We start from the raw sequence: 24,164 nt of genomic DNA on the forward strand, positions 1-24,164 counted from the left end.
CGCCCGTGCCGACGAGCACGACCTCGGCGTCCTCCCACGCCGCGATGCGCCGCTCGGCGAGCACGAGGGCGAGCCGCACGAGCGACTGGCCGGCGGCGCGCACGCCCGTCCGCTCGCGCACGGCCCGGGAGGTCCGCGTCGCCGTCTGGAAGACGCGCTCGAGCCGATCGGTCATGGTGCGCGCGGTGCGGGCCGCGGTGTGGGCCCGGCGCACCTGCCCGGCGATCTCCTCCTCGCCGAGCGCGGCGGACTCGAGGCCGCTCGCGACCGCGAACAGGTGCTCCGCCGCGGCGACGTCGGTCGCGATGCGCGCCGAGCCGGCGAGTTCTTCGGGGGCGAGCTCGGCCGCCGCCGCGAGCCGGGCGATCGCCGCCTCAGCGAATTCCGGGGTCTCGCGCCCGGCGTCGAGGTAGAGTTCGAAGCGGTTGCAGGTGGCCAACACGACGGAGCCGGGGCAGAACTCAGCGAACTCGGAGGTGATCTCCTCCTCGCGGCGGGCGACGGCCTCGCGGAGGGGGAGGGATGAGCCCCGGTGGTCCAGGGAAAGGCTGAGCAGCATGGGCGGCTTCCTGTTCGGCGTGCGGCGGCCCGACGGGGCCGGAAAGCATCGTAACGGACACATCTGATCTTTCACATCAGATGTGTGAGGTACGATCACGTCTGATGAACGCGCAGCCTGCCCCCGCCGAGCCGATGACCGCCCTTCCCGCCGAGCACCCGCTCGTCACGGGCCGTACCGCCGACGCACCCCTCGTGCGCGCGCTCCGCGGCGACCGCCCCGAGCGCACGCCCGTCTGGTTCATGCGCCAGGCCGGCCGCTCGCTCCCCGAGTACCGCGCGATCCGCGCGAACACCCGCATGCTCGACGCCTGCCTCGACCCCGAGCTCGCGAGCGAGATCACGCTCCAGCCGGTGCGCCGCCACGGCGTCGACGGCGCGGTGTTCTTCAGCGACATCGTCGTCCCGCTCCTCCTCGCGGGCGTCGATGTCGACCTCGTCGCCGGGCGGGGGCCGGTCTTCGCCCAGCCCGTTCGCACGGCGGCGGACGTGGCGCGCTGCCGGGCGGAGTTCACCCCCGAGCGGCTGCGCGCCGCCCTCGGCCCCGTCACCGCGGCCGTGCAGCGCACCGTCGCCGAGCTCGGCGAAACGCCGCTCATCGGCTTCGCCGGCGCCCCCTTCACGCTCGCGGCCTACCTCGTCGAGGGCGGCCCCTCGCGCGATCACCTCCGGGCCCGCACGCTGATGCACGCCGATCCCGAGACGTGGCGCGAGCTGCTCGAGTGGACGGCCGAGCTGAGCGGCGAGTTCCTCGCGGCGCAGGTCGCTGCGGGCGCGAGCGCCGTGCAGCTCTTCGACTCCTGGGCCGGCTCCCTCGGGGTGGCCGACTACCGCGCGCACGTCGCGCCCGCTTCGGCGGCGGCGCTCGCCGCCGTGCGGGGGATCAGCGACGATGCGGGGCGCCCGTTCCCGACGATCCACTTCGCGGTGGGCTCGGGGCACCTCCTGGAGGCGCTCGCGGAGCTCGGCACCTCGGCGCTCGGCGTGGACTGGCGCACGCCGCTCGACGAGGCCTCGGCCCGCCTGGGGGACCGGATCCCGCTCCAGGGCAACCTGGATCCCGCCTTCCTCGGTGCGCCGGAGCCCGTGCTGCGTGCGGCGCTCGAAGATGTGCTGCGGCGCGGCGAGCGCGCGCCCGGCCACGTGCTGAACCTCGGCCACGGCGTCCCCCCGGAGGCCGATCCCGCCGTGCTCACCCGGATCGTCGAGCTCGCACATGCGTTCTGACGGGCGCCCCGCCGGGGCCCCGCTGCGCGTCGGCGTGGTGGGCGGCGGGGTCTCCGGGCTCGTCGTCGCGCGCGAACTCGCGCGCGCGGGCGCCGAGGTGACCGTGTTCGAGGCGGCCGAGCAGCTCGGCGGCCGGATCGCCGGGACGGAGCTCGCCGGCCGGGCCGTCGACGTGGGCGCCGAGGCGTTCGCCACCCGGGGCGGCCACGTGCGCGAGCTGCTGACGGAGCTCGGGATCGCCGACGACTGCGTCGCCCCCGCCCCGCTCGGCTCGTGGCTCGTCGACGGCACCGACGGCTCGGCGGCTCCCCTCCCGCCCGCGGGCACGCTCGGGATCCCGGCGGCCCCGCTCTCGGCCGCCACGCGGCGGGTGCTCGGCCTCCGCGGGGCGCTCCGTGCCGCGGCCGAGCCGCTCCTGCCCGCGCGAGTGGGGCGGGGCAGCGAGACGATTGCCGAGCTCGTGCACGCCCGCTCGGGCCCGGCCGTGCTCGAGCAGCTGGTGCGCCCGGTCACTCTCGGCGTGTACTCGGCGCCGCCCGAGCGGCTTCCCCTCGGCGTCCTGCCCGGGCTCGAGGCCGAGGTGCGCCGCACGGGCTCGCTCCACCGCGCGGCGCGCGCGCTTCGCGGGCGGACGAGTGCCGCGGGCGGCGCCGTCGCGACGCTGCGGGGCGGGATGTCCGCGCTCGTCGGCGCGCTGAGTCGCGCGGTGCGCGAAGCCGGCGGCGAGCTGCGCACGGGCGTGCGCGTCACCGGGCTCGACACCTCGCGCGCGGCTGTGGGCGCCGGGACCGGGAACGGGATCGGGATCCTCGGAACGGTCGGCGACGCTGCGGGCAGCTCCGAGCTCGTCCGCGTGGACGCGGTGGTACTCGCGACCCCGGAATCGGCGGCGCGCGCGATCCTGGGCCTGCCCGCCGTGGCAGACGCGGAGAGCACGGTCGAGGTGGTCGTGCTCGCGCTCGATCGCGCGCACCCCGCCGTCGCTCCGCTCGTACGCGCGCCGCGCGGCACGGGTGCGCTGGTGAACGCGGCCGCGGGGACCCCGCGCATCACGGCGAAGGCGCTCACCCACATCTCGCGTAAGTGGCCGCACGCCACGCACCGGGACACCGAGCTTGTGCGGCTCTCCTACGGCCGTGACGGTGCGGCGCCCGCGACGCTCGGGCTCCCCGACGACGCGGTGCGGGAGCTCGCGCTCCGCGACGCGAGCGCGATCCTCGGCGTCCCGCTGCCGGACGACGCCGTGCAGGGACTCGCCCGCCGCACCTGGCGGATGCCGACCCGGGGCGACCGCGCCCCGATCACGCCGCCCGCCGGAGTGCTCCTCACGGGCGACTGGCGCTCGGGGGCGGGCTTCGCCGCGGTGATCCCTGCCGCCCGCCGCACGGCCCGCGAACTCCTCACCGCGCACGGCGTGTGCGCCCACGCCGCTCCTCCCGCGCCGCCGCGCGCGGCTCCCCACGATCCCACCCCGGAAAGGCACTCCGCGTGACTCCCCAGCACGATCCCCAGCTCGACCCCACGACCGAAACGACCGAGACGACCGAGACGGCCGGCACCGCCTCGGCGGTTCCGGCGACCCGGCCCCCGGCGCCGAGCGGCCGCGTCACCCGGTCCGCGGGCGCGGAGGCGGCGCGCCCCGGCCTCATCCGGATCGGCACCCGCGGCAGCCGCCTCGCGATCGCGCAGACCACCACGGTGGCGGAGGCGATCGCCGCCGCGACGGGCTGCGATGTGACCCTCGTGACGATCACCACGCACGGCGACGTGTCGCGCGAATCGCTGTCGCAGCTCGGCGGCACGGGCGTCTTCGTGAGCGCGCTCCGCGAAGCACTGCTCGCGGGGGAGTGCGACCTCGCCGTCCACTCGCTCAAGGACCTCCCCACGGGCCCGTGCGAGGGGATCGTGCTCGGCGCGATCCCGGAGCGCGCGGATGCTCGCGACGCGCTCTGCGCGCGCGACGGGCTGAGCCTCGCGGAGCTGCCCGCAGGCGCCGACGTGGGCACGGGTTCGCCGCGCCGCGCCGCCCAGTTGCTCGCCGCGCGCCCGGACCTCGCGGTGCACGACCTCCGCGGGAACGTCGACACCCGCCTCGGCCGGGTGGGCCACGACCTCGACGCCGTCGTGCTCGCGGCCGCGGGCCTCGACCGCTCCGGGCTCGCGGACGCGATCACCGAGCGCTTCCCGCTCACGACGGTGCCCACGGCGCCCGGCCAGGGCGCCCTCGCGATCGAGGCCCGCGCGGCCGACCGCGGGGTCGCGCACCTCGACGCGGCGCTCGCCGCGCTCGACGACGCCGAGGCGCGGGCGTGCGCGACGGCGGAGCGGATCCTGCTCGGCACCCTCGAGGCGGGGTGCGCCGCGCCGATCGGGGCGACCGCTGCCGTGCGCGCGGGGCGGCTCAGCCTGAGTGCGACCGTCTACCGCCTCGACGGGAGCGCGGAGCTCACCGCCCGGGCCAGCGAGGACTGGACGCCCGCGGATACAGGCGCAGCCGAGCGGCTCGGCCGCGCGGCGGCGGCCGACCTCCTCGCGCGCGGCGCCGCCGAACTCGCCCCGCTCGGATCGGCGCGATGAGCGGGGCCGAGCTCGCCGGACTGCGGATCCTGATCCCACGCAGTGCCGACGCCGCGCGGGCGACCGCGCGGGAGGTGCGCGAGCGGGGCGGGATCCCCGTCGTGCTCCCGCTCATCGGCTCGGCCCCGCCGCTCGATCCGGCCCCGCTCGGCGCGGCCCTCGACGCGTGGCACCGCGGCGCCTACGCGTGGCTCGCGGTGACGAGCGCCGCGGGGGCCTCCTCCCTCCGCGCGGCGGGCGCACGGTCCGTCCCGGGATCCCGGATCGCCGCGGTGGGGCCGGCGACGGCGCTCGCGCTCGCCGAGGCCGGGCTCACCGCCGATCTCGTGCCCGAGCAGGAGTTCACGGGTGCGGCGCTCGGCGGAGCGCTCGCGGCGGCCCTCAGCCGTGCGCCCGTGACGGAGCCCGATGCGTCCGGCCCGCGGGTGCTCCTGCCCGTCGCCGCGGGCGCGGGCACCGAGTTCGAGGCCGCGCTCGCCGCGGTCGGCGAGCGCGCCCACCGGGTCACCGCCTACCGCACGGTGCCGACCGCGCGGCACGCGGAGGCCGAGCGCGCGGCGCTCGATTCGGGCATCGACGCGATCCTCGTGACGAGCGGCTCGGTCGCCCGGGAGCTCGCGGTTCGCTGCCAGCCGCTTCCGCCGGGCGCGCGCCTCGTCGCGATCGGCGAGCCCACGGCCCGCGCGCTCGCCGAGCTGGGCCTCCGGCCTGATCTCGTCGCCGAGACCCACACCGTCGCGGGGATGCTCGACGCGCTCGCGCTCGCGCCCCCGAGCCCGGACGCTGACCCGCACCCCGCACCACCCCAGCACTCCACCCCAGCACCCGATTCCCGAGGAGCACACGCATGACCCCCGCCCCGTCGATCCGCCCCCGCCGCCTGCGGCGCACCCCGGCGCTCCGCCGCATGGTGGCCGAGACCCGGATCCATCCCGCCGAGCTCGTCCTCCCCGTCTTCGTGCGCGAGGGCATCAGCGCCCCGCAGCCGATCGCCGCGATGCCCGGCGTCGTGCAGCACACGATCGACTCCCTGCGCGGCGTCGCCGCCGAGGCCGCCGCCGCCGGACTGGGCGGCATCATGCTCTTCGGCGTCCCCGCGGAGCGCGACGCGCGCGGGAGCGCCGCCGACGATCCCGAGGGGATCCTGAACCGCGCGACCCGCGCCGTCGTCGCCGAGGCCGGGGACGCGCTCGTGGTGCAGACGGACCTCTGCCTCGACGAGTTCACCGATCACGGGCACTGCGGCGTCATCGACGCGAGTGGCGCGGTCGACAACGACGCGACGCTCGCGCGCTACGCGGACATGGCGATCGCGCAGGCCGAGGCGGGCTCCGCGCTGCTCGGGCTCTCGGGCATGATGGACGGCCAGGTGGCTGCGGTCCGCGAGGCGCTCGACCTCGCGGGGCACGAGCAGACCGCGCTCCTCGCATACTCGGCGAAGTACGCCTCGGCCTTCTACGGCCCCTTCCGCGAGGCCGTGGACTCGCAGCTCACGGGCAACCGCCGCGGCTACCAGCAGGATCCCGCGAACCGTCGCGAAGGGCTCCGCGAGGCGGAGCTCGACATCGCCGAGGGAGCCGACATCGTGATGGTGAAGCCCGCCATGAGCTCGCTCGATGTGCTCGCCGACGTCGCGGCCGTGAGCCCGGTGCCGGTGTGGGCCTACCAGGTGTCGGGCGAGGCCGCCATGATCGAGGCAGCGGGGGCGAACGGCTGGATCGATCGCGACGCCGCCGTCCGCGAGTCGCTCACGAGCATCAAGCGCGCGGGGGCCGATGCGATCCTGAGCTACTTCGCCCTCGAGGCCGCGGGGTGGGCCCGATGAGCCCGGCGCGTGAGGCCCGGCGGCACGCGGCCCCGGAGCCGACGCTCGCGCGGAGCGCGGCGCTGCAGGAGCGTGCCGCTCGCGTGATCCCGGGCGGCGTGAACTCGCCCGTGCGCGCGTACGGCTCGGTGGGCGGGACGCCGCGCTTCCTCGTCGCGGGCTCGGGCCCGTACGTGACCGACGCCGACGGCGCGGAGTACGTCGACCTCGTCGCGTCCTGGGGCCCGGCGCTCCTCGGCCACGCGCACCCCGAGGTTGTCGCCGCCGTGCAGGAGTCCGCGGCGCGGGGCCTCGGCTTCGGCGCCTCGGTTCCCGAGGAAGCCGAGCTCGCCGAGGAGATCGTGCGGCGCGTGCCGCTCGTGGAGCGCGTGCGGCTCGTCTCGACCGGCACGGAGGCGACCATGACCGCCATCCGGCTCGCGCGCGGCGCGACGGGGCGGCCGCTCATCGTGAAGTTCGCGGGGCACTACCACGGCCACTCGGACGGGCTGCTCGCCGCGGCCGGCTCGGGGCTCGCCACGCTCGCGCTGCCCGGCTCGGCCGGCGTCACCGCCGAGACCGCGGCGCAGACCCTCGTGCTCCCGTACAACGATCTCCCGGCGCTCGAGGCGGCGTTCGCGGCCCACGGCGACCGCATCGCGGGGGTGATCGCCGAGGCCGCCGCCGCGAACATGGGGATCGTGCCGCCCGCGCCCGGCTTCACGCGCGCGCTGATCGAGCTCGCGCACCGGCACGGGGCGCTCGTAATCCTCGACGAGGTGCTCACGGGGTTCCGCGCGGGCCCCGCCGGGTACTGGGGGATCGAGGAGCCGACGCTCCCCGCGGGTGTCACGCCCGATCTCTTCACCTTCGGCAAGGTGGTCGGCGGCGGGCTGCCGCTCGCCGCGCTCGGCGGCCGCGCGGAACTCATGGAGCAGCTCGCGCCGCTCGGCCCCGTGTACCAGGCGGGCACCCTGTCGGGGAACCCGCTCGCGGTCACCGCCGGGCTCACGACGCTGCGCCTCGCCGACGCGGCGGCGTACGCGCGGCTCGCCCACGCCGCGGACACGGTGGCGGGCGCCGTGGGTGGTGCGCTCGAGGCCGCCGGAGTTGCACACCGGATCACGCGCGCCGGCACGCTCTTCGGCGTCGTGTTCGGCGACTTCCCCGAGGCGCCGCGCGACTACGCGACGATGCAGCGCCAGAACATCGCGCAGCACCGCGCGTTCTTCCACGCGATGCTCGCGGGCGGGGTCAACCTGCCGCCGAGCGCGTTCGAGGCGTGGTTCGTCACGGCCGCGCACGACGGTGCGGCGCTCGAACGCGTCGCGGCAGCGCTCCCCGCGGCGGCTGCGGCGGCGGGCGCCGCGGAGGCGGGCTCGGCGGACTAGCGGTGCGGGCCGCCCGGCGCCTCGCCGGGCGGTCGCGTCTCGTCCACCAGCTGGACCGCGGTGCGCCCCGGGCCGCGCACGCACACGCGGTAGGCGAGCGCGAGGAGCGCGACCCACACCAGCCCCACGACGAGCGCGGGGCGCGTGCTCTCGACCACGCCGATCATCACGACGACGAAGAGCACGAAGGCGACCGCGGCGTACGACGCCGCGGGCCAGAGCGGCACGGGGAACTCGCTCGGCAGTCCGCCCGTCCGCGCGAGCTCGCGCTTCATGCTGATGTGCGCGAGCAGGATCATCAGCCAGACGACGACCGTGGCGAACGTGGCGAGCGCGGCGATCAGGAAGAAGATCTGCTCCTGGAACCAGACGTTGAGGAGCACGCCGACGAGGAGCGCGCCCATCATCGTCACGACCGTGAGCCACGGCACGCCGCTGCGCGTGAGCCGCGTGAACGCCCGCGGCGCGTGCCCCTGCTGCGCGAGCCCGTGGAGCATGCGGCCGGCGCCGAAGATGTCGGCGTTGATCGCGGACACGGCGGCCGTGATCACGACGGCGTTGAGCACGTGCGCCGCCCCCGTGAGGCCGAGCGAATCGAAGATGGTGACGAAGGGGCTCGCGGAGCCGTCGATCGTGTTCCACGGCTGGATCGACATGATCACGGTCAGCGTGAGCACGTAGAACAGCAGGATGCGCACGGGGACGGAGTTGATGGCGCGCGGGATCACGCGCCGGGGATCCTGCGCTTCGCCCGCGGTGATCCCGATCACCTCGATGCCCCCGAACGCGAACATCACGACCGTGAAGCACGCGAGGAAGCCGAGCAGCCCGGTGGGGAACAGGCCGCCGTGGGCGACCAGATTTCCGAGCCCCGCTGCCCCGTCGCTCGGGGTGCCGAGGCCGAACACGATGATCGCGATCCCGCCGGCGATCATGAGCACGATCGCCGTGATCTTGATGAGCGCGAACCAGAACTCCAGCTCGCCGAACACCCGGACGCTGATGAGGTTGATCGCGCCGATGAAGAGCACGAGGGCGAGGATCCAGATCCAGCGCTCGACATCGGGGAACCAGAACCCCATGTAGACGCCGAACGCGGTGACGTCGGCGAGCGCGACGACGAACATCTCGAACGCGTAGGTCCAGCCGGTGAGGAAGCCGGCGAAGGGGCCGAGGTAGCGCGACGCGTACTGCCCGAAGGAACCGGAGACAGGGTGGCGCACGGCAAGCTCGCCGAGCGCGCGCATCACCATGAACACGGCGGCGCCGCCGATCACGTACGCGAGCAGCACCGCGGGGCCGGCCGCCTGGATCGCGCCGGCTGAGCCGTAGAACAGACCGGTGCCGATCGCCGAGCCGAGCGCCATGAAGCGGATGTGCCGGGCGGTGAGCCCCCGCCGCAGCCCGGCCAGCGGCGAGCGGGCGGGCTCGGCGCCGGGGCGGGTTTCGGCCTGCGCTGGGGTCCGCGCTGCGTCGGCGTCGGAGGGGTGCATGGCGGATCCGTTCGAGACGAGGCGTTCAGCGGAGCGGCGCGGCGGGGCGCACGGCGGAGGGCCCGCCGTGTCGCCACCGGCGTCTGCGCCAGCCTCTAGTGTCCCAGACGTTGGGCGAGCCCCGCAGCGGCCTCCAGCACGAGCAGGGCAGCGAGGCGGATGGTGCGGGCGTCCGCGGCGTCCGCCGACGCGTCGACCTCGGCGATGTCGAAGCCGCGGACGCGCGGATCGGCCGCGAGCACCCGGGTGATCCGCCGCAGCTCGTGCGCCTGGAGTCCGCCCGGGATCGAGGCCGGGCAGGCGGGCGCGACGCTCCGGTCGCAGACGTCGACGTCGAGGTCGACGTGGATCGGCCCGCCACCGGCCCCCGCGATGTCGAGCGCCTCGGCGGCGATGTCGGTGAGCGGGCGGTCGACGAGTTCGTCGCGGTGGATCACGGTGATCCCGAACGCTCGGGCGCGCTCGCGGTACGCGCGGGAGTTCGCGAAGTCGGCGATCCCGATCTGCACGATCCGACGGGGATCGAGCCCCGCCTCGATGAGGCGCCGCACGGGAGAGCCGTTGCTGCGGCCGTCGCGGAGGTCGTGGTGGGCGTCGAGCGTGATGAGCCCGGCTGCGGGGAGCGCGGTGCCGGCGACGCCGAGCGCCGCCGGCACGGTGAGCGCGTTGTCGCCGCCGAGCGCGACGACGAGCCGCGCCCGCGCCGCGATCTGCGTGACCCGTGCCGCGGCCGCGCGCTCGCCCGCCTCGGTGTCCGGCTGGGCGACGTCACCGGCGTCGACGATGCGGAGCGCCTCGTCAAGGACGAACTGGGCCTCGCCTCCCCGGCTCCCGGGTGCGCCGGGAGCGACGACGTGACCCGAGTACCGCCGCAGGGCGGCGCGGATCGCGGCCGGGGTCTCGTGCGCGCGGGTGGGGGAGAGCGAGGTGGCCGAGGTCGGGATGCCGACGATCGCGAGATCGGCGTCCGCGTGCTCGTCCGCGTCGACGTCGATCGCCGGCCAGCCGCCGGTGCGGGGCCACGCGGGATCCTGGGGGAGGGCAACGGTGCTCATGCCAGAGACGGTACCAATGGCGGCCGCGCCCGGGCAGGCGATCAGGGTGCAGCTGTCTGGGATCCCGGACAGCTGCGCCCTGTTCGCGCTATTGCACCGCCCGTCCGTGCGCTGAGATCGAAGCATGGATACTCGCACCGCACCGCCCGCAGCCGAATCGGGCGCCACCACCGTCGTGCTCGGGGCAGCGCCGCTCACGATCGCCGACGTCGTCGCCGTCGCCCGCGTGGGCGCACGCGTCGAGATCGCCCCCGAGGCGCTCGCCGCAGTGGCGGCCAGCCGCACCATGATCGACGAGCTCGCCACCGACAGCCGCCCGCACTACGGCGTCTCCACGGGATTCGGCGCGCTCGCGCGCGTGCAGATCCCCGCGGAGAAGCGCCAGCAGCTGCAGCGCAGCCTCATCCGTTCGCACGCGGCGGGCACGGGCCCGGAAGTCGAGCGCGAGGTGGTGCGCGCGATCATGCTGCTCCGGCTGAACACTCTCGCCACGGGGCGCACCGGCGTCCGCCCCGTCGTCGTCGAGACCTACGCCGCGATCCTGAACGCCGACATCGCACCCGTCGTGCACGAGTACGGCTCACTCGGCTGCTCCGGCGACCTCAGCCCGCTCGCGCACTGCGCGCTCACCCTCATGGGGGAGGGCGAGGTCCGGGCGACCGCCGATCCGCACGCCGCACCCGTCCCCGCCGCGGACGCGCTCGCCGCAGCGGGGATCGCCCCGCTCGTACTCGCCGAGAAGGAGGGGCTCGCCCTCATCAACGGCACCGACGGCATGCTCGGCATGCTCTGCCTCGCGCTCCACGACCTCGGCGCGCTGCTCCGCGTCGCCGACGTCGCGGCCGCGGCGAGCGTCGAAGCGCTGACGGGCACGGACGCCGTCTTCGCGGCCGAGCTCCAGGCTCTCCGCCCCCACCCCGGCCAGGCCGCCGCGGCAGCGAACATGCGCGCCGTGCTCGCGGGATCCGGGCTCGTGCAGCGCCCCGCCGAGGGCGAGTTCACTCGCGTGCAGGACGCGTACTCCCTGCGCTGCGCCCCGCAGGTGCACGGCGCGGCCCGCGACACGGCGGAGCACGCGGCGCGGGTTGCGGGCGCGGAGCTGCGCGCGGCCGTCGACAACCCGGTCGTGCTGCCCGACGGGCGGGTCGAATCGAACGGCAACTTCCACGGCGCGCCCGTCGGCTACGTGCTCGACTTCCTCGCGATCGCGGTCGCCGACGTCGCGAGCATGTCGGAGCGCCGCACCGACCGCTTCCTCGACGTCGCGCGCAACCACGGGCTCCCGCCGTTCCTCGCCGCCGACGCGGGGCTCGACTCGGGCCTCATGATCGCGCAGTACACGGCCGCGGGGATCGTCTCCGAGCTGAAGCGGCTCGCGGCGCCCGCGAGCGTGGACTCGATCCCGTCCTCCGCGATGCAGGAGGACCACGTCTCGATGGGGTGGCACGCGGGGCGGAAGCTCCGCCGGGCGATCGACGGGCTCGCGCGCGTGCTCGGCATCGAGCTCCTCGCCTCCACCCGCGCCCTCGACTTCCGGATCGCGGCCGACGCCGGCCGTCCCGCAGCGGCCACCGCCGCCGTGCACGCGCTATTCCGCACGCGGATCGCGGCGCCCGACGTCGACGCCTTCCTGTCCCCGGATCTCACGGCGGCGTTCGAGTTCGTCGACAGCGGCGCTGTGCTCGACGCGGTCGGAGCAGCGATCCCCGAGCCGCTCGCGTGAGGCCGCGGCGCGGGCCCGCTGCGCGCGCGGGAGCGCTAGAGTTCCCCCTATGAGCGACGCGAAGGTGCCTGCGGCGGACCAGACGCTCCGGATCCTCCGCCACCTGACGACCGCGCGCGGCCCGCTGCCGGCCTCCATGATCGCCACGCAGCTCGGCCTGCCGCGGTCCACGGTGTATCACCTGCTGGGCGCACTGCAGGAGCACGGCTTCGTCATGCACCTCCCCGAGGAGCAGCGCTACGGGCTCGGGATCGCCGCGCTCGAGCTCGGCTCGGCGTACGCCAGGCAGGAGCCGCTCGCCCGCCTCGGCCGCCCCCTCATGTCGGCCCTCGTCGACCGGGTGCGCACGAGCGGCCACCTCGCCGTTCCCCACGGGCGGGACGTGCTCTACGTGATCGAGGAGCGCGTGCGGGGCGGGGCGGCGCTCGTCTCCGACGTCGACGTCCGGCTGCCCATGCACCTCACCGCGAGCGGCCGCGCGATCCTCGCAGCGCTCCCCAAAGCGCAGGTGCGGGCACTGTACCCGGACCGGGGCGCGTTCGTGCAGCGCCACGAGGACGCTGCCGAGCCCGTGATCGACCGCTCGTCGCGGCTGCGCTCGGCGCTCGACGCGACGATCACCCGCGGCTATGCGGTCGAGCGCGGGGCCGTGACCCCCGGGATCTCGTCGATCGCCGTGCCCGTGCTCGACCACCGGAGCTGGCCCGTCGCCGCGATCGCCCTCACGTTCCGCGACGAGGAGCTCGCGGAGGCCGCCTTCGACGGCCTCGCGGAGGAGCTGCGGCAGACCGCGGGCGTGCTCTCGGTCCGGCTGCACGGCCGCCCCGCGAGTGAGCCGCTCGGCGCCTGAGCGCGCTCGGCGCCTGAGCGCGCCCCGCGTCTGGGCGCTCCCGGCGCCTGAGCGCGCCCCGCGTCAGCGGATCCGCTCGCCGGCGCGCCAGACCGCCGCGGTGAGCGGCATGCCCGGCCGGTACGCCAGGTGCGTCGCGGCGGGGGCGTCGAGCAAGTGCAGGTCGGCGCGGGCGCCGGGCGCGATCACCCCGACGCGGGCGTGGGCGGTGCCCCGCGGGTCGCGCCACCCATCCTCGTGCATGCCGAGCGCGATCGCGCCGCCCCGGGTGGCCGCGTACACGGCCTCGTGCACGGTGAGGCCCATCTGCAGCACGGCGGTCGCCACGCAGAACGCCATCGAGCTCGTGTACGAGGTGCCCGGGTTCGCGTTCGAGGCGATCGCGAGCACGGCGCCCGCGTCGAGGAGCCTGCGAGCCGGGGCGAGCGGCATGCGCGTCGAGAGATCGCACGCGGGGAGCACGGTGGCGACGGTGCCGCGGGCCCCGGCCGTCCAGGATCCGGCGAGCGCGGCGACGTCCGCGTCGTCGAGGAAGCCGACGTGGTCGACGCTGAGCGCGCCGTGCGCGACGGCGAGCTGCACGCCGGGACCGTGGCCGAGCTGGTTCCCGTGCACGCGCGTGGCGAGCCCGTGCGCCCGCGCCGATGCGAGCACCTCGGCCGATGCCGCGGCGTCGAACGCACCCGCCTCGCAGAACACATCGACGGCGCTCACGTGCGGCGCGACGGCCTCGAGCATCGGTCCTGTGACGAGCGCGAGGTACGCGGCGGGGTCCGTCCCCGCCGGGACGACGTGCGCGCCGAGGAACGTGACCGCGTCGGCGCTGCGCCCCGCGATCCGCGCGGAGCGCAGCTCGTCGGCGACCGTGAGGCCGTAGCCGGTCTTCGTCTCGATCGTCGTGGTGCCGCTCCGACGCGCCTCGCCCACGAGCCGATCGAGGTTCGCGGCGAGGGCGGCGTCGGGTGCCGCGCGCGTGGCATCCACGGTGACGTTGATCCCGCCAGCCGCGTACGCCTCGCCCGCCATCCGCGCCTCGAACTCGGCGGTGCGATCGCCCGCGAACATGAGATGCGTGTGGGAGTCGACCCAGCCGGGCAGGAGCGCCCGCCCGGCGGCGTCGACGCGCTCGTCCGCGGCGGGAGCGCGGCCGGCCGGTCCGACCCAGGCGACGCGGTCGCCCTCGACGACGACCGCGGCGTCCGCGATCCGGCCCCCGATCCCGGCCCCGATCCCGGGCTCGTTGGTGGTGAGCTCGCCGATGCGGTCGATGAGCAGTGCGCGGGTCATGGTGCGGGCCTCCCGGTCGTGGACGTGCGGATCACCAGGCGGTGTCCGTGTTGCGGATCTCGGGGGACAGGGGCACGCGGACGCCGCGCTCCGCCGCCACGTCGACCGCGCGCTGGTAGCCGGCGTCCACGTGCCGGATGACGCCCATGCCCGGGTCGTTCGTGAGCACTCGTTCGAGCTTCGCGGCGGCGAGCTCGGTGCCGTCGGCCACCGACACCTGGCCGGTGTGGATCGACCGGCCGATGCCGACGCCGCCGCCGTGATGGATCGACACCCAGGTCGCGCCCGAGGAGGTCGCGGTGAGGGCGTTGAGGAGCGGCCAATCGGCGATCGCGTCGGAGCCGTCGGCCATGGCCTCGGTCTCGCGGTAGGGCGATGCGACGGAGCCCGAGTCGAGGTGGTCGCGCCCGATCACGATCGGGGCCGTGACCTTGCCCTCGGCGACGAGCCTGTTGAAGAGCAGGCCGGCCTGGTGCCGTTCGCCGGCGCCGAGCCAGCAGATGCGCGCGGGCAGGCCCTCGAACTCGACCCGCTCGGCGGCGGCGTCGAGCCAGTGGTGCAGGTGGGTGTTCTCGGGGAACAGCTCCTTGAGCGCCGCGTCGGTGACCGCGATGTCCTCGGGATCACCCGAGAGGGCGGCCCAGCGGAACGGGCCGAGGCCCTCGCAGAACAGCGGGCGGATGTACGCCGGGACGAAGCCAGGGAACTCGAATGCGCGGTCGTAGCCGCCCGTGCGCGCCTCGTCGCGGATCGAGTTGCCGTAGTCGAACACCTCGGCGCCCGCGTCCTGGAACTCGACCATGGCCCGCACGTGCGCGGCCATGGCAGCCTGCGCGTCCTTCGTGAACTGCTCGGGGTCTCGCGCTGCGCGCTCCAGGCGCTCCTCGACCGTGTAGCCGATCGGCAGGTAGGAGAGCGGGTCGTGCGCCGAGGTCTGATCGGTCACGAGGTCGATCGTGACCTCGCCGGCCCGGTGGCGGCGCAGGATCTCGGGGAACACCTCCGCGGCGTTGCCGACGAGCCCGACGGACCAGCCGCGCTGCTCGTCCTTCGCCCGCTGCACCTTGGCGAGTGCCTCGTCGATGTCCTCGACGACCTCGTCGAGGTAGCGCTTGCCCGCGCGCCGGTCGAGGCGGGTCCTGTCGACGTCGACGATGAGGCAGGCGCCGTCGTTCAGGGTGACGGCGAGCGGCTGCGCGCCGCCCATGCCGCCGCAGCCGCCGGTGAGGGTGATGGTGCCCGCGAGTGAGCCCTTGCCCGCGACGGTCTTGATGCGCTGCTGGCCCTGGAGCTTGCGGCCCGCGGCGGCGAAGGTCTCGTAGGTGCCCTGCAGGATGCCCTGGGTGCCGATGTAGATCCAGGACCCCGCGGTCATCTGGCCGTACATGGTGAGGCCCTCGGCCTCGAGCCTGCGGAACTCGGGCCAGGTCGCCCAGTCGCCCACGAGGTTCGAGTTGGCGATCAGTACGCGGGGCGCCCACGTGCTGGTGCGGAAGACGCCGACCGGCTTGCCCGACTGGACGAGCAGGGTCTCGTCGTCCTCGAGACCGCGGAGGGTCTCGGCGATCGCGTCGAAGGCCTCCCAACTGCGCGCGGCGCGGCCGGTGCCGCCGTAGACGACGAGGTCGTCGGGGCGCTCGGCGACCTCCGGGTCGAGGTTGTTCATGAGCATCCGGAGCGGGGCTTCGGTCTGCCAGCTCTTCGCGGAGAGCTCGGTGCCGCGTGGTGCGCGGACGGGGCGGGCGCCGGGGAGGGTCATCGGAGATCCTTTCGGGTGCGGCGCTGCGGCGGTGCAGCGCTCTGCTCCCATCCCACCGCGTCGCCGGCCCTCGGACAATGCGGTCGCGCCCCCTCCTGTCCGGGATCCCGGACGGGAGGGGGCGCGCGGTCCCGAGGGGCGTGCGGGGCGTGCGGGCTACGCGCGCTTCGTCCCGTCGAAGAGGAACTTGAATGCGGCGCCCGCGATCAGGCCGCCGACGATCGGGAAAACGATGAACACCCAGAGCTGGGCCAGCGCGTCGCCGCCGCCGTAGAGGGCGGTGGCGATCGAGCGCGCCGGGTTCACGGAGGTGTTCGAGACGGGAATCGAAGCGAGGTGGATCAGCGTGAGCGTCAGGCCGATCGCGAGCGGGGCAAAGCCGGCGGCCGCGCGCTGCGAGGTGACGCCGATGATCACGGTGAGGAAGACCGCCGTGAGGATCGTCTCAATGAGGACCACGGAGAGGAGGCCGAAGCCGCCCGGGGAGTGCTCGCCGTAGCCGTTGGAGGCGAAGTTGCCGAGCTCGGCGTCGGGGCGGCCCGTGGCGATGACGTAGAGCAGGCTCGTCGCGACGGCGCCCGCGACGATCTGCGCGACGAGGTAGCCGGCGACGTCGCGCCAGGCGAAGCGGCCTGCGGCGGCGAGGCCCAGCGTCACGGCGGGGTTGAAGTGACCGCCCGAGATCGGGCCGAAGGCGTAGGCGCTCACGAGTACCGAGAGGCCGAATGCCAGGGCGACGCCGAGGAAGCCGACGTTCACGGGCGAGCCGGGGTCGCCGGGGAAGCCCGCGGCGAAGAGCGCGGTGCCGATCGAGGCGAAGACGAGGATGAAGGTGCCGGCGAACTCCGCCGCGAGGCGGGCGCCGGTCGTGGGTGTCGTGCGGGTCTCGGACATGGGGTTCCCCTCAGGGTCGTGGATCGCCCGAAACGGGGCGTACGTTGAATGTACTGTGAGTTTGCCATTTGCGCAGTAGGTAATCATCCTGCGTTGATGAGTCACGTGCCTCTACGCTGGAGGGATGAAGCGTGTCGCCGTGGTCGTGCTGGAGGGCGCCAAGCCCCTCGATGTCGGAATTCCCGCCCAGGTGTTCACCCGGCGCGCGAGCATGCCGTACTCGGTGGACGTGTGCGGGGTGCACCCCGGGCTGATCGCGGGCGGCGACGGCCTCTCGTACCACGTGGAGCACGGGCTCGACGCGCTCGCGGAGGCCGAGCTGATCTTCGTGCCGGGCTACCGCCACCCAGACCGTGAGCGTCCGCCCGTCGAGCTCACCCGCGCGCTCCGCGCGGCGCACGCGCGGGGAGCGACGCTCGCCGCGATCTCGACCGGCGCGTTCGCACTCGCGGAGACGGGGCTGCTCGACGGGAAGCGGGCGACGACGCACTGGCACTACGCGCAGGCGCTCGCGGAGCGCTACCCCGAGGTGGCGGTTGACGAGCGGGTGCTGTTCGTCGACGAGGGGAGGGTGCTCACCTCGGCGGGAGCCGCATCGGGGATCGACCTCTGCCTCCACATCCTGCGCAGGGACGCCGGAATGGCCGTCGCGAACCATGCCGCGCGCCGCCTCGTCGCCGCCCCGTACCGCAGCGGCGGGCAGGTGCAGTTCGTGCCGCAGAGCGTACCCGAGTCGCACGGCGAGCGCTTCACGCGGACGCGCGAGTGGGCGCTCGAGCGCCTCGGCGAGCCGCTCGCGATCGCGCAGCTCGCCGCGCACGCCCGGGTCTCCGGGCGCACGTTCTCCCGCCGCTTCCGCGACGAGACGGGGGTGGCGCCCATGCAGTGGATCATGCGGGCCCGGCTGGATCGGGCGCGGGAACTGCTCGAGGAGACCGACCTCGGCGTCGACGAGATCGCGGTCGCGGTCGGGCTCGGCACGGCCTCGAATCTCCGGCGGTACTTCCGCCGCGTGCTCGACACGACCCCCACCGCCTACCGCGACGCATTCGCCCGCGGCGAAATGGCATGATTCGCACGAACTGTGGCAAGTGTGCCACTCGCTGCGCACTCGCGCTCCCGCCAAGCTGAAGGGGAGGGCGCCGCAGAGCGCGGCGCCGGGGAAGGAAACAGCGGACCATGACCGGTCGGGTGGCAATCAACGGCTTCGGGCGGATCGGGCGGGGCGTTCTGCGCGCGGCCCTCGAGCAGGGCAGCGAACTGGAGGTCGTGGCGATCAACGACCTCGGCGACGCGGCGACGCTCGCGCACCTGCTCGCGCGAGACAGCGTCTACGGTGCACTGCCCTGGCCCGTCTCGGTCGAGGGGGACGAGCTCATCGTGGGGGAGCGGCGGATCCGGATCCTCGCCGAGCGCGACCCCGCGCAGCTGCCCTGGGGCGAGCTCGGCATCGACGTCGTCCTCGAATCGACCGGACTGTTCACGGACGCCGAGTCCGCTGGCGCGCACCTGCGCGCGGGCGCGGGCCGCGTGCTCGTGAGCGCGCCCGCCTCGGGGGCCGACCTCACGATCGTGGTCGGCGTCAACGACGAGCGCTATGATCCTGCCGCGCACCGCATCGTGTCGAATGCCTCCTGCACCACGAACGCGCTGGCGCCGCTCGCCCAGGTGCTCGACCGCCTCGCGGGGATCGAGTACGGCGCGATGACGACGGTGCACGCCTACACCCAGGACCAGCGGCTCCAGGATGCTCCGCACAGCGACCTGCGGCGCGCCCGCGCGGCCGCGCTCAACATCATCCCCACCTCGACGGGCGCGGCCCGGGCGATCGGCCTCGTGCTGCCACAGCTGGACGGACGGCTCTCGGGCAGCGCCATCCGGGTGCCCGTGCCGGTCGGCTCGATCGTCGAACTCCACGCGACGCTCGCGCGCGAGGTCGAGCTCGACGAGGTGCTCGGCGCCTACCGCGCCGCGGCGGAATCGGGCCCCCTCGCCGGAGTGCTCGAATACTCGGAGGAGCCGCTCGTGTCGAGCGACATCGTGGGCAACCCGCACCCGTCGATCTTCGATTCGGCCCTCACTCGCGTGCACGGTCGCAACGTGACGGTGGTCGCCTGGTACGACAACGAGATGGGCTTCTCGAACCGGGCGGTCGCGGCGCTCGAGCTTCTCGCGGCCGCGTAGCGCGGCCCCGGAGCGAGTCCGCGCTCGCGCCGCCCGGCTACGCGCCGCGGCGGCGCAGGCGCGCGACGAGGAGCGCGATCGCGCGCCACCCCATCACGAACACGCCGAGCGTCACGAGGGTGACGATGACGAAGGCGAGCGCGATCCCGCCGCCCCACGCCCAGCGGAGCAGCATGCCGACGGCGACCGTGCCGAGCCAGACGGGGAGGCCGGTGCGCAGCAGGGCGAGCGGGCGCCGGGCCGCGCCGCAGAGCACCCAGCTGAGTGCGAGCGCGGCGAGGAACGGCCCCGCCGTTTCGAGCAGGCCGAGGACGCTTGCCTCGCGGGCGTGGCTGCCGCGGCCGAGGCCCGCGAAGAGCACCACGAGGGCGACGTCGATGAGGAGTGCAGGCAGCGCGCCGAGCGCTGCGCGCCAGAACGGCGGGCGGGTGTCCGCCGCGGAAGCCGGCGCGGGCGCGGTCATCGCCCGTCCTCCGCCCCGACCCGGGTGCGGTCGATGAGCTCGACGACCGCGGAGTGCAGCGCGCCGTTACTCGCGAGGGAGCTCCCGTTCCACGCGCTCTCCGCGCCGTCGATGTCCGTGAAGCGGCCGCCGGCCTCGCGCACGATCGGCACGAGCGCCGCCAGGTCGTAGGGCTTCACATCGAATTCGGCGACGATGTCGACGAGGCCCTCGGCGAGGAGCATGTAGGACCACATGTCGCCGTAGGCGCGATCCCGCCAGACGGCACGGCTCAGCGCAATGAGGGGTTCGAGGTAGCCCGCGAGGTCCCACTGCTCGATGCTCTGGAAACTGAGCGACGCGTGCTCCAGATCGCGCACCCCCGAGACGCGCAGGCGCCGCGGTGCCTCGCCCGCCTGCTGGCCCCAGGCGCCAGCGCCGCTCTCGGCCCACCAGCGCGCACCGAAGGCGGGGGCGGAGACGACGCCGACGGTCGGCTCGCCGTCGACCTCGAGGGCGATGAGCGTCGCCCAGTTCGGCACGCCGCGGAGGAAGTTGGAGGTGCCGTCGATCGGGTCGATGATCCAGCGCCGGGTGCCGCGCTCGCTGGATCCGGACTCCTCGCCGAGGAAGCTGTCGGCCGGGAGCGCGGTCTCGATCCGCTCGCGGAGTGCGCGCTCGACCGCCTGGTCGGCGTCGGTCACGAAGGTGCGGTCGGGCTTCGTCTCGACCGCGAGGTCTGCGGCCCGGAAGCGGGGCAGCGCGATCGAATCGGCCAGATCCGCGAGCTCCAGCGCGAACGCGAGATCGGCGGACGGTGCGGGGGGAGTGGTGGTCATCGTGCCCTCCATGAACGAGGCGTGAACCGGGGCCGGATACGCGGAAAGCTCGGCACCGAAGTGCCGAGCTTTCCTCTGTGTGCGCCCTCACGGGCTCGAACCGTGGACCCGCTGATTAAGAGTCAGCTGCTCTACCAACTGAGCTAAAGGCGCGTACTCGCTGCGTTCTGAACCCTGGGGCTCATTTGCAACGGGTGAAACTCTAACACGATCGCGACGCCGCGTTCAAATTCGCGTGGACATCCCGCGCGCGTCGCGATCGTGTGGCCTGCCGGACAGGCCCGGTTCACTCGCCCGTCGTGGTCTCCCGGAGACGGGGGCGGGCCCGCCGTACGAGCAGCGCGGCCGAGACCGCGACGGCGATCACCGAGCCGACCATCACCGCGAGACGGGCGGTGTCGGCGTCTCCCGGATCGGAGAAGCTGAGCTCCGTGACGAGCAGCGACACCGTGAAGCCGACGCCCGCGAGCGCGGCGACGCCGATGAGCTCGCGCCAGCGGACCGCGGGGTCGAGCTCGGCGCGCGTGAAGCGCGTGAGGAGCCAGGTGATGAGCGAGATGCCGACGGGCTTGCCCACGACGAGGCCGACCATGATGCCGAGCGCGATCGGGTCGAGGGGGAAGCGCGAGGCCCCGCCGACCGCGACGCCCGCCGCGAAGAACGCGAACACGGGCACGGCGATGCCGGTCGACAGCGGGCGGAAGCGGTGCTCGAAGGTCTCCGCGAGCTGGGTGCCGTCGCGCCCCGTCACGGGGACGAGGAAGGCGAGCACGACGCCCGCGATGGTCGCGTGGATCCCGGATGCGTGGAACAGTGCCCACGCGACGATCCCGAGCGGCAGCATGATGAGCCACGGGCCCCAGGGGGAGCGGGCGAGGCGCGCGGCGTACTTCCGGGAGATGAACCAGTACAGCGCGAGCGGAATCACAGAGAGCGCGAGCGGAAGCAACTGGATGCTCTCCGTGTAGAAGACGGCGATGATCGTGATCGCGATCAGATCGTCGACGACCGCGAGCGTGAGGAGGAACATGCGCAGCGCCGGAGGGATCCGTGGCGCGACGAGCCCGAGCACTGCGACGGCGAACGCGATGTCCGTCGCCGTGGGGATCGCCCAGCCGTGCGCGGCGGGGGTTCCCGCGGTGAATGCCACGTAGAGCAGCGCGGGCACGGCGACCCCGCCGAACGCGGCGGCGACCGGAACGATGGCCGTGGAGAACTTGCTGAGCGCTCCCGAGACGAACTCGCGCTTCAGTTCGAGCCCGACCATGAAGAAGAAGATCGCGAGCAGGCCGTCGGAGGCCCAGTGGCCAACGCTGATGTTGAGGCCGAGGGCCTCGGGGCCGATCTTCGTCTCGCGGAGCCCGAAGTAGGCGTCGGCGAGCGGGCTGTTCGCGGCGAGGAAGCCGAGCAGGGCGGCGATCATGACGATCACGCCGCCCACGACTTCGGCGCGCAGCAGGCGACTGACGCGAGCGGCCTCGCGCTTGCTCACGAGGGAGAGGATGCGGCGGCGCCGGGGGCGGGCCGCACCGGGGGTGGGGGTGGGAGAGGGACTCATCACTGGGCCTTCGTTCGGGGCATGGTCAATGGACACTGTCGACCAGACTTCCCGACTCACCGCCACACAGTGTAGCGCGCTCCTGGGGCGCTGGCGCTAGTGCTCGGCGTCGAAATCCCGATCCTTGTCCTGCATCGCGACGCTGCCGATCGCGAGGGCGAGCGTCGCGAGCCAGATCCCCCAGACGATGAAGCGGCGCCAGTCGCGCCGCATGCCGCCCGCGCGCCGCGCGGTGCCCACGGCGCCGACCGCCGCCCCGAGCACGCCGGGGTTGGTGAGGTACTTTCCGATCGACATGCGGCCTCCATTCCGTTGGCTGTCCGGATCAGCCTAACGCGGCCGGGGCTCGGGCGGCCCCCGGAGTGGGGTACTCTGGCAGGCAGGACTCCGCCGTGCGGAGCAGAGCTTTTCGCGGGATCGCCCGCGTCGAACGCAGTGAAATGGAGTGGAAGCTATGGGGTCGCAGGAGAACGGGGCACTGTTCGAGGAGAGCTCGCGGGGCGGGGTGAGCGCGATCACGGCGGTCGTGTTCGTCCTCTCGATGGTGCTCGCTTTCGGCGGTTTCGTGCTGATGAGCTATGGCTTCAACCCGACGCTCGGGATGACCACCGAGCTGTGGCTGTTCCTCGGCGGCCTGCTCTCTTCGGTGATCGGCTTCGCGCTGCCCTTCGCGATCCTGCCGGCGATCGGCAAGTAGCCCGCTGCACACGACGGCGCCGCCGCCCCTCGGGGCGGCGGCGCCGTCGTCGTTCCCGGGCCCGGGCGCGTCCTCGATCCGGCATGGGGGAGGGCATAGACTTGGGCCATGGCAGAGATTGACATGAAGCCGCGCAGCCGCGACGTGACCGACGGCATCGAGGCCACGACGAGCCGCGGCATGCTCCGCGCGGTCGGCATGGGCGACGAGGACTGGGACAAGCCGCAGATCGGCATCGCCTCCTCCTGGAACGAGATCACGCCGTGCAACCTGTCGCTCGACCGCCTCGCGCAGGGCGCCAAGGAGGGCGTCCACGCGGGCGGCGGGTACCCGCTCCAGTTCGGCACCATCTCCGTCTCCGACGGGATCTCGATGGGGCACGAGGGCATGCACTTCTCGCTCGTGTCGCGCGAGGTCATCGCGGACTCCGTCGAGACCGTCGTGATGGCCGAGCGCCTCGACGGCACGGTCGTGCTCGCGGGCTGCGACAAGTCGCTCCCCGGCATGCTCATGGCCGCTGCGCGCCTCGACCTCGCGAGCGTCTTCCTCTACGCGGGCTCGATCGCCCCCGGCTGGGTGAAGCTCTCCGACGGCACCGAGAAGACCGTCACGATCATCGATTCCTTCGAGGCGGTCGGCGCGTGCAAGGCGGGCACCATGTCCGAGGAGGATCTCAAGCGCATCGAGTGCGCGATCGCTCCCGGCGAGGGCGCCTGCGGCGGCATGTACACCGCGAACACGATGGCCTGCGTCGCCGAGGCGCTCGGCATGAGCCTCCCCGGCTCGGCCGCGCCGCCGTCGGCCGACCGCCGCCGTGACTACTACGCGCACCGCTCGGGCGAGGCCGTGGTGAACCTGCTCCGGACGGGCATCACGACCCGCGACATCCTCACCAAGAAAGCCTTCGAGAACGCGATCACCGTCGCCATGGTGCTCGGCGGCTCGACGAACGCGGTGCTCCACCTGCTCGCGATCGCCCGCGAGGCCGAGGTCGAGCTCACGCTCGACGACTTCACCCGGATCGGGCAGCGCTCCCCGCACCTCGCCGATGTGAAGCCGTTCGGCCAGTTCGTCGCTCAGGACTTCGACCGCGTGGGCGGCATGCCCGTCGTGATGCAGGCGCTCCTCGACGCCGGCCTGCTCCACGGCGACGCCCTCACGGTGACGGGCAAGACCGTTGCCGAGAACCTCGCCGAGCTGCGCCCCCAGCCCCTCGACGGCACGGTGATCCGCCAGCTCGACAACCCGATCCACGCCACGGGCGGCCTCACGATCCTGGAGGGCAGTCTCGCCCCCGAGGGCGCCGTCGTGAAGACCGCGGGCTTCGACGCCGAGGTCTTCGAGGGGCCGGCGCGCGTCTTCGAGCGCGAGCGGGCCGCGATGGACGCCCTCACCGAGGGCAAGATCGGCGCGGGCGACATCGTCGTGATCCGCTACGAAGGCCCGAAGGGCGGCCCGGGCATGCGCGAGATGCTCGCGATCACCGCGGCCATCAAGGGCGCGGGGCTCGGAAAAGATGTACTACTATTGACGGACGGACGATTCTCAGGCGGCACAACCGGCCTGTGCATCGGCCACATTGCACCAGAGGCGACGGACGGTGGTCCGATCGCACTGGTCCGCGACGGTGACCTGATTCGGGTCGATATCGCCGCACGAACGCTCGATCTGCTGGTAGACCCCGCTGAGCTTGAGGCCCGCCGAGCCACCTGGGCCCCGCTTCCCCCGCGATACACGCGCGGCGTACTCGCGAAGTACTCCAAGCTCGTCCGCTCCGCCTCCGAAGGCGCCGTCACCGGCTGAGTCGCGGTCACGACGACCGCGCG

21 protein-coding genes, 1 tRNA gene and 1 pseudogene are annotated in these 24,164 nt (G+C 74.2%); 12 read left to right on the plus strand and 11 right to left on the minus strand.

Annotation, left to right across the window (positions count from 1 at the left end; translation table 11 throughout):
• Window positions 1-559, minus strand: a pseudogene (locus U874_RS15485) (glutamyl-tRNA reductase); the annotation flags it as partial.
• 134 nt (window positions 560-693) lie between these two features.
• Between U874_RS15485 and hemE the strand changes: the two are divergent.
• The 6 genes from hemE (at window position 694) to U874_RS0103680 (ending at window position 7,557) form a co-directional block, all read left to right on the plus strand.
• A complete protein-coding gene (gene hemE, locus U874_RS0103655) occupies window positions 694-1,785 on the plus strand; it encodes a uroporphyrinogen decarboxylase (RefSeq protein WP_025133191.1) in 1,092 nt (363 codons plus the stop codon).
• Window positions 1,775-3,277, plus strand: a complete 1,503-nt coding sequence (locus U874_RS0103660) for an NAD(P)/FAD-dependent oxidoreductase (RefSeq protein ID WP_025133192.1) — start codon at window positions 1,775-1,777, stop codon at window positions 3,275-3,277. Before hemE ends, U874_RS0103660 begins: the two co-directional genes overlap by 11 nt.
• Window positions 3,278-3,432: 155 nt before the next feature.
• Window positions 3,433-4,362 (plus strand): hydroxymethylbilane synthase, encoded by a 930-nt coding sequence (hemC, locus tag U874_RS0103665; protein WP_029987578.1) that lies wholly within the window; start codon window positions 3,433-3,435, stop codon window positions 4,360-4,362.
• Complete coding sequence (locus U874_RS14650) at window positions 4,359-5,213, plus strand: uroporphyrinogen-III synthase (protein WP_025133194.1); 855 nt, start codon at window positions 4,359-4,361, stop codon at window positions 5,211-5,213. Before hemC ends, U874_RS14650 begins: the two co-directional genes overlap by 4 nt.
• Window positions 5,210-6,187 (plus strand): porphobilinogen synthase, encoded by a 978-nt coding sequence (hemB, locus tag U874_RS0103675; RefSeq protein WP_025133195.1) that lies wholly within the window; start codon window positions 5,210-5,212, stop codon window positions 6,185-6,187. Before U874_RS14650 ends, hemB begins: the two co-directional genes overlap by 4 nt.
• Window positions 6,184-7,557 (plus strand): glutamate-1-semialdehyde 2,1-aminomutase, encoded by a 1,374-nt coding sequence (locus U874_RS0103680; RefSeq protein WP_081809888.1) that lies wholly within the window; start codon window positions 6,184-6,186, stop codon window positions 7,555-7,557. Before hemB ends, U874_RS0103680 begins: the two co-directional genes overlap by 4 nt.
• Here the strand turns inward: U874_RS0103680 and U874_RS0103685 are convergent.
• Together U874_RS0103685 and U874_RS0103690 are read right to left on the minus strand one after the other, a co-directional pair.
• Window positions 7,554-9,050, minus strand: coding sequence for an amino acid permease (locus U874_RS0103685; RefSeq protein WP_025133197.1), 1,497 nt, complete (start codon window positions 9,048-9,050; stop codon window positions 7,554-7,556). The genes U874_RS0103680 and U874_RS0103685 overlap by 4 nt on opposite strands.
• A gap of 95 nt (window positions 9,051-9,145) precedes the next feature.
• A complete protein-coding gene (locus tag U874_RS0103690) occupies window positions 9,146-10,105 on the minus strand; it encodes an arginase family protein (RefSeq protein ID WP_025133198.1) in 960 nt (319 codons plus the stop codon).
• A 124-nt stretch (window positions 10,106-10,229) separates the two neighbouring features.
• Here U874_RS0103690 and hutH point away from each other — a divergent pair, with 124 nt between their 5' ends.
• Both hutH and U874_RS0103705 read left to right on the plus strand, forming a co-directional pair.
• Window positions 10,230-11,828: a histidine ammonia-lyase gene (hutH, locus tag U874_RS0103700; protein WP_025133199.1), complete on the plus strand. Its 1,599-nt coding sequence runs from the start codon at window positions 10,230-10,232 to the stop codon at window positions 11,826-11,828.
• A 49-nt stretch (window positions 11,829-11,877) separates the two neighbouring features.
• On the plus strand, window positions 11,878-12,678 hold the full coding sequence (locus U874_RS0103705; RefSeq protein ID WP_025133200.1) for an IclR family transcriptional regulator: 801 nt from the start codon (window positions 11,878-11,880) through the stop codon (window positions 12,676-12,678).
• Between the two features lie 63 nt (window positions 12,679-12,741).
• Here U874_RS0103705 and U874_RS0103710 read toward each other — a convergent pair whose 3' ends face one another.
• The 3 genes from U874_RS0103710 to aqpZ form a co-directional block, all read right to left on the minus strand.
• Entirely contained in the window at window positions 12,742-13,965 is a 1,224-nt protein-coding gene (locus U874_RS0103710; RefSeq protein ID WP_025133201.1) for an amidohydrolase family protein, read from the minus strand.
• A 31-nt stretch (window positions 13,966-13,996) separates the two neighbouring features.
• Window positions 13,997-15,724 (minus strand): urocanate hydratase, encoded by a 1,728-nt coding sequence (hutU, locus tag U874_RS0103715; protein WP_025133202.1) that lies wholly within the window; start codon window positions 15,722-15,724, stop codon window positions 13,997-13,999.
• 156 nt (window positions 15,725-15,880) lie between these two features.
• Window positions 15,881-16,618, minus strand: coding sequence for an aquaporin Z (gene aqpZ / locus U874_RS0103720; RefSeq protein ID WP_025133203.1), 738 nt, complete (start codon window positions 16,616-16,618; stop codon window positions 15,881-15,883).
• A gap of 124 nt (window positions 16,619-16,742) precedes the next feature.
• Here aqpZ and U874_RS0103725 point away from each other — a divergent pair, with 124 nt between their 5' ends.
• Complete coding sequence (locus tag U874_RS0103725; RefSeq protein WP_025133204.1) at window positions 16,743-17,690, plus strand: GlxA family transcriptional regulator; 948 nt, start codon at window positions 16,743-16,745, stop codon at window positions 17,688-17,690.
• 107 nt (window positions 17,691-17,797) lie between these two features.
• The gene (gene gap, locus U874_RS0103730) at window positions 17,798-18,802 is read left to right on the plus strand and encodes a type I glyceraldehyde-3-phosphate dehydrogenase (protein ID WP_025133205.1); all 1,005 of its coding nucleotides are present in this window, start codon (window positions 17,798-17,800) and stop codon (window positions 18,800-18,802) included.
• A gap of 37 nt (window positions 18,803-18,839) precedes the next feature.
• Here the strand turns inward: gap and U874_RS0103735 are convergent, their stop codons facing one another.
• The 5 genes from U874_RS0103735 to U874_RS0103755 form a co-directional block, all read right to left on the minus strand.
• Window positions 18,840-19,265, minus strand: coding sequence for a DUF3054 domain-containing protein (locus U874_RS0103735; protein WP_025133206.1), 426 nt, complete (start codon window positions 19,263-19,265; stop codon window positions 18,840-18,842).
• Complete coding sequence (locus tag U874_RS0103740; RefSeq protein ID WP_025133207.1) at window positions 19,262-20,083, minus strand: inositol monophosphatase family protein; 822 nt, start codon at window positions 20,081-20,083, stop codon at window positions 19,262-19,264. The genes U874_RS0103735 and U874_RS0103740 overlap by 4 nt, the downstream gene beginning before the upstream one ends.
• Before the next feature lie 80 nt (window positions 20,084-20,163).
• Window positions 20,164-20,236 (minus strand) — tRNA-Lys (locus U874_RS0103745).
• Between the two features lie 133 nt (window positions 20,237-20,369).
• The gene (gene nhaA / locus U874_RS0103750) at window positions 20,370-21,641 is read right to left on the minus strand and encodes a Na+/H+ antiporter NhaA (protein ID WP_036057758.1); all 1,272 of its coding nucleotides are present in this window, start codon (window positions 21,639-21,641) and stop codon (window positions 20,370-20,372) included.
• 96 nt (window positions 21,642-21,737) lie between these two features.
• Window positions 21,738-21,938, minus strand: a complete 201-nt coding sequence (locus U874_RS0103755) for a hypothetical protein (RefSeq protein WP_025133209.1) — start codon at window positions 21,936-21,938, stop codon at window positions 21,738-21,740.
• Between the two features lie 157 nt (window positions 21,939-22,095).
• On the opposite strand from U874_RS0103755, the gene U874_RS0103760 reads away from it, so the two are divergent.
• Together U874_RS0103760 and ilvD are read left to right on the plus strand one after the other, a co-directional pair.
• A complete protein-coding gene (locus U874_RS0103760) occupies window positions 22,096-22,338 on the plus strand; it encodes a hypothetical protein (RefSeq protein WP_025133210.1) in 243 nt (80 codons plus the stop codon).
• Between the two features lie 108 nt (window positions 22,339-22,446).
• Window positions 22,447-24,141, plus strand: coding sequence for a dihydroxy-acid dehydratase (gene ilvD / locus U874_RS0103765; RefSeq protein WP_025133211.1), 1,695 nt, complete (start codon window positions 22,447-22,449; stop codon window positions 24,139-24,141).
• Window positions 24,142-24,164 lie beyond the last annotated feature (23 nt).

The sequence above is a fragment of the Leucobacter sp. PH1c genome (genome assembly GCF_000633415.1).
Classification (GTDB): Bacteria; Actinomycetota; Actinomycetes; order Actinomycetales; family Microbacteriaceae; genus Leucobacter.

Excerpts from the sequence above, each read along its gene's own strand:
- hemE (WP_025133191.1), top strand. The coding sequence starts at position 694 with ATGACCGCCCTTCCCGCCGAGCACCCGCTCGTCACGGGCCGTACCGCC.
- U874_RS0103660 (WP_025133192.1), top strand. The coding sequence starts at position 1,775 with ATGCGTTCTGACGGGCGCCCCGCCGGGGCCCCGCTGCGCGTCGGCGTG.
- U874_RS14650 (WP_025133194.1), top strand. The coding sequence starts at position 4,359 with ATGAGCGGGGCCGAGCTCGCCGGACTGCGGATCCTGATCCCACGCAGT.
- hemB (WP_025133195.1), top strand. The coding sequence starts at position 5,210 with ATGACCCCCGCCCCGTCGATCCGCCCCCGCCGCCTGCGGCGCACCCCG.
- U874_RS0103680 (WP_081809888.1), top strand. The coding sequence starts at position 6,184 with ATGAGCCCGGCGCGTGAGGCCCGGCGGCACGCGGCCCCGGAGCCGACG.
- U874_RS0103685 (WP_025133197.1), bottom strand. The coding sequence starts at position 9,050 with ATGCACCCCTCCGACGCCGACGCAGCGCGGACCCCAGCGCAGGCCGAA.
- U874_RS0103690 (WP_025133198.1), bottom strand. The coding sequence starts at position 10,105 with ATGAGCACCGTTGCCCTCCCCCAGGATCCCGCGTGGCCCCGCACCGGC.
- hutH (WP_025133199.1), top strand. The coding sequence starts at position 10,230 with ATGGATACTCGCACCGCACCGCCCGCAGCCGAATCGGGCGCCACCACC.
- U874_RS0103705 (WP_025133200.1), top strand. The coding sequence starts at position 11,878 with ATGAGCGACGCGAAGGTGCCTGCGGCGGACCAGACGCTCCGGATCCTC.
- U874_RS0103710 (WP_025133201.1), bottom strand. The coding sequence starts at position 13,965 with ATGACCCGCGCACTGCTCATCGACCGCATCGGCGAGCTCACCACCAAC.
- hutU (WP_025133202.1), bottom strand. The coding sequence starts at position 15,724 with ATGACCCTCCCCGGCGCCCGCCCCGTCCGCGCACCACGCGGCACCGAG.
- aqpZ (WP_025133203.1), bottom strand. The coding sequence starts at position 16,618 with ATGTCCGAGACCCGCACGACACCCACGACCGGCGCCCGCCTCGCGGCG.
- U874_RS0103725 (WP_025133204.1), top strand. The coding sequence starts at position 16,743 with ATGAAGCGTGTCGCCGTGGTCGTGCTGGAGGGCGCCAAGCCCCTCGAT.
- gap (WP_025133205.1), top strand. The coding sequence starts at position 17,798 with ATGACCGGTCGGGTGGCAATCAACGGCTTCGGGCGGATCGGGCGGGGC.
- U874_RS0103735 (WP_025133206.1), bottom strand. The coding sequence starts at position 19,265 with ATGACCGCGCCCGCGCCGGCTTCCGCGGCGGACACCCGCCCGCCGTTC.
- U874_RS0103740 (WP_025133207.1), bottom strand. The coding sequence starts at position 20,083 with ATGACCACCACTCCCCCCGCACCGTCCGCCGATCTCGCGTTCGCGCTG.
- nhaA (WP_036057758.1), bottom strand. The coding sequence starts at position 21,641 with ATGAGTCCCTCTCCCACCCCCACCCCCGGTGCGGCCCGCCCCCGGCGC.
- U874_RS0103755 (WP_025133209.1), bottom strand. The coding sequence starts at position 21,938 with ATGTCGATCGGAAAGTACCTCACCAACCCCGGCGTGCTCGGGGCGGCG.
- U874_RS0103760 (WP_025133210.1), top strand. The coding sequence starts at position 22,096 with ATGGGGTCGCAGGAGAACGGGGCACTGTTCGAGGAGAGCTCGCGGGGC.
- ilvD (WP_025133211.1), top strand. The coding sequence starts at position 22,447 with ATGGCAGAGATTGACATGAAGCCGCGCAGCCGCGACGTGACCGACGGC.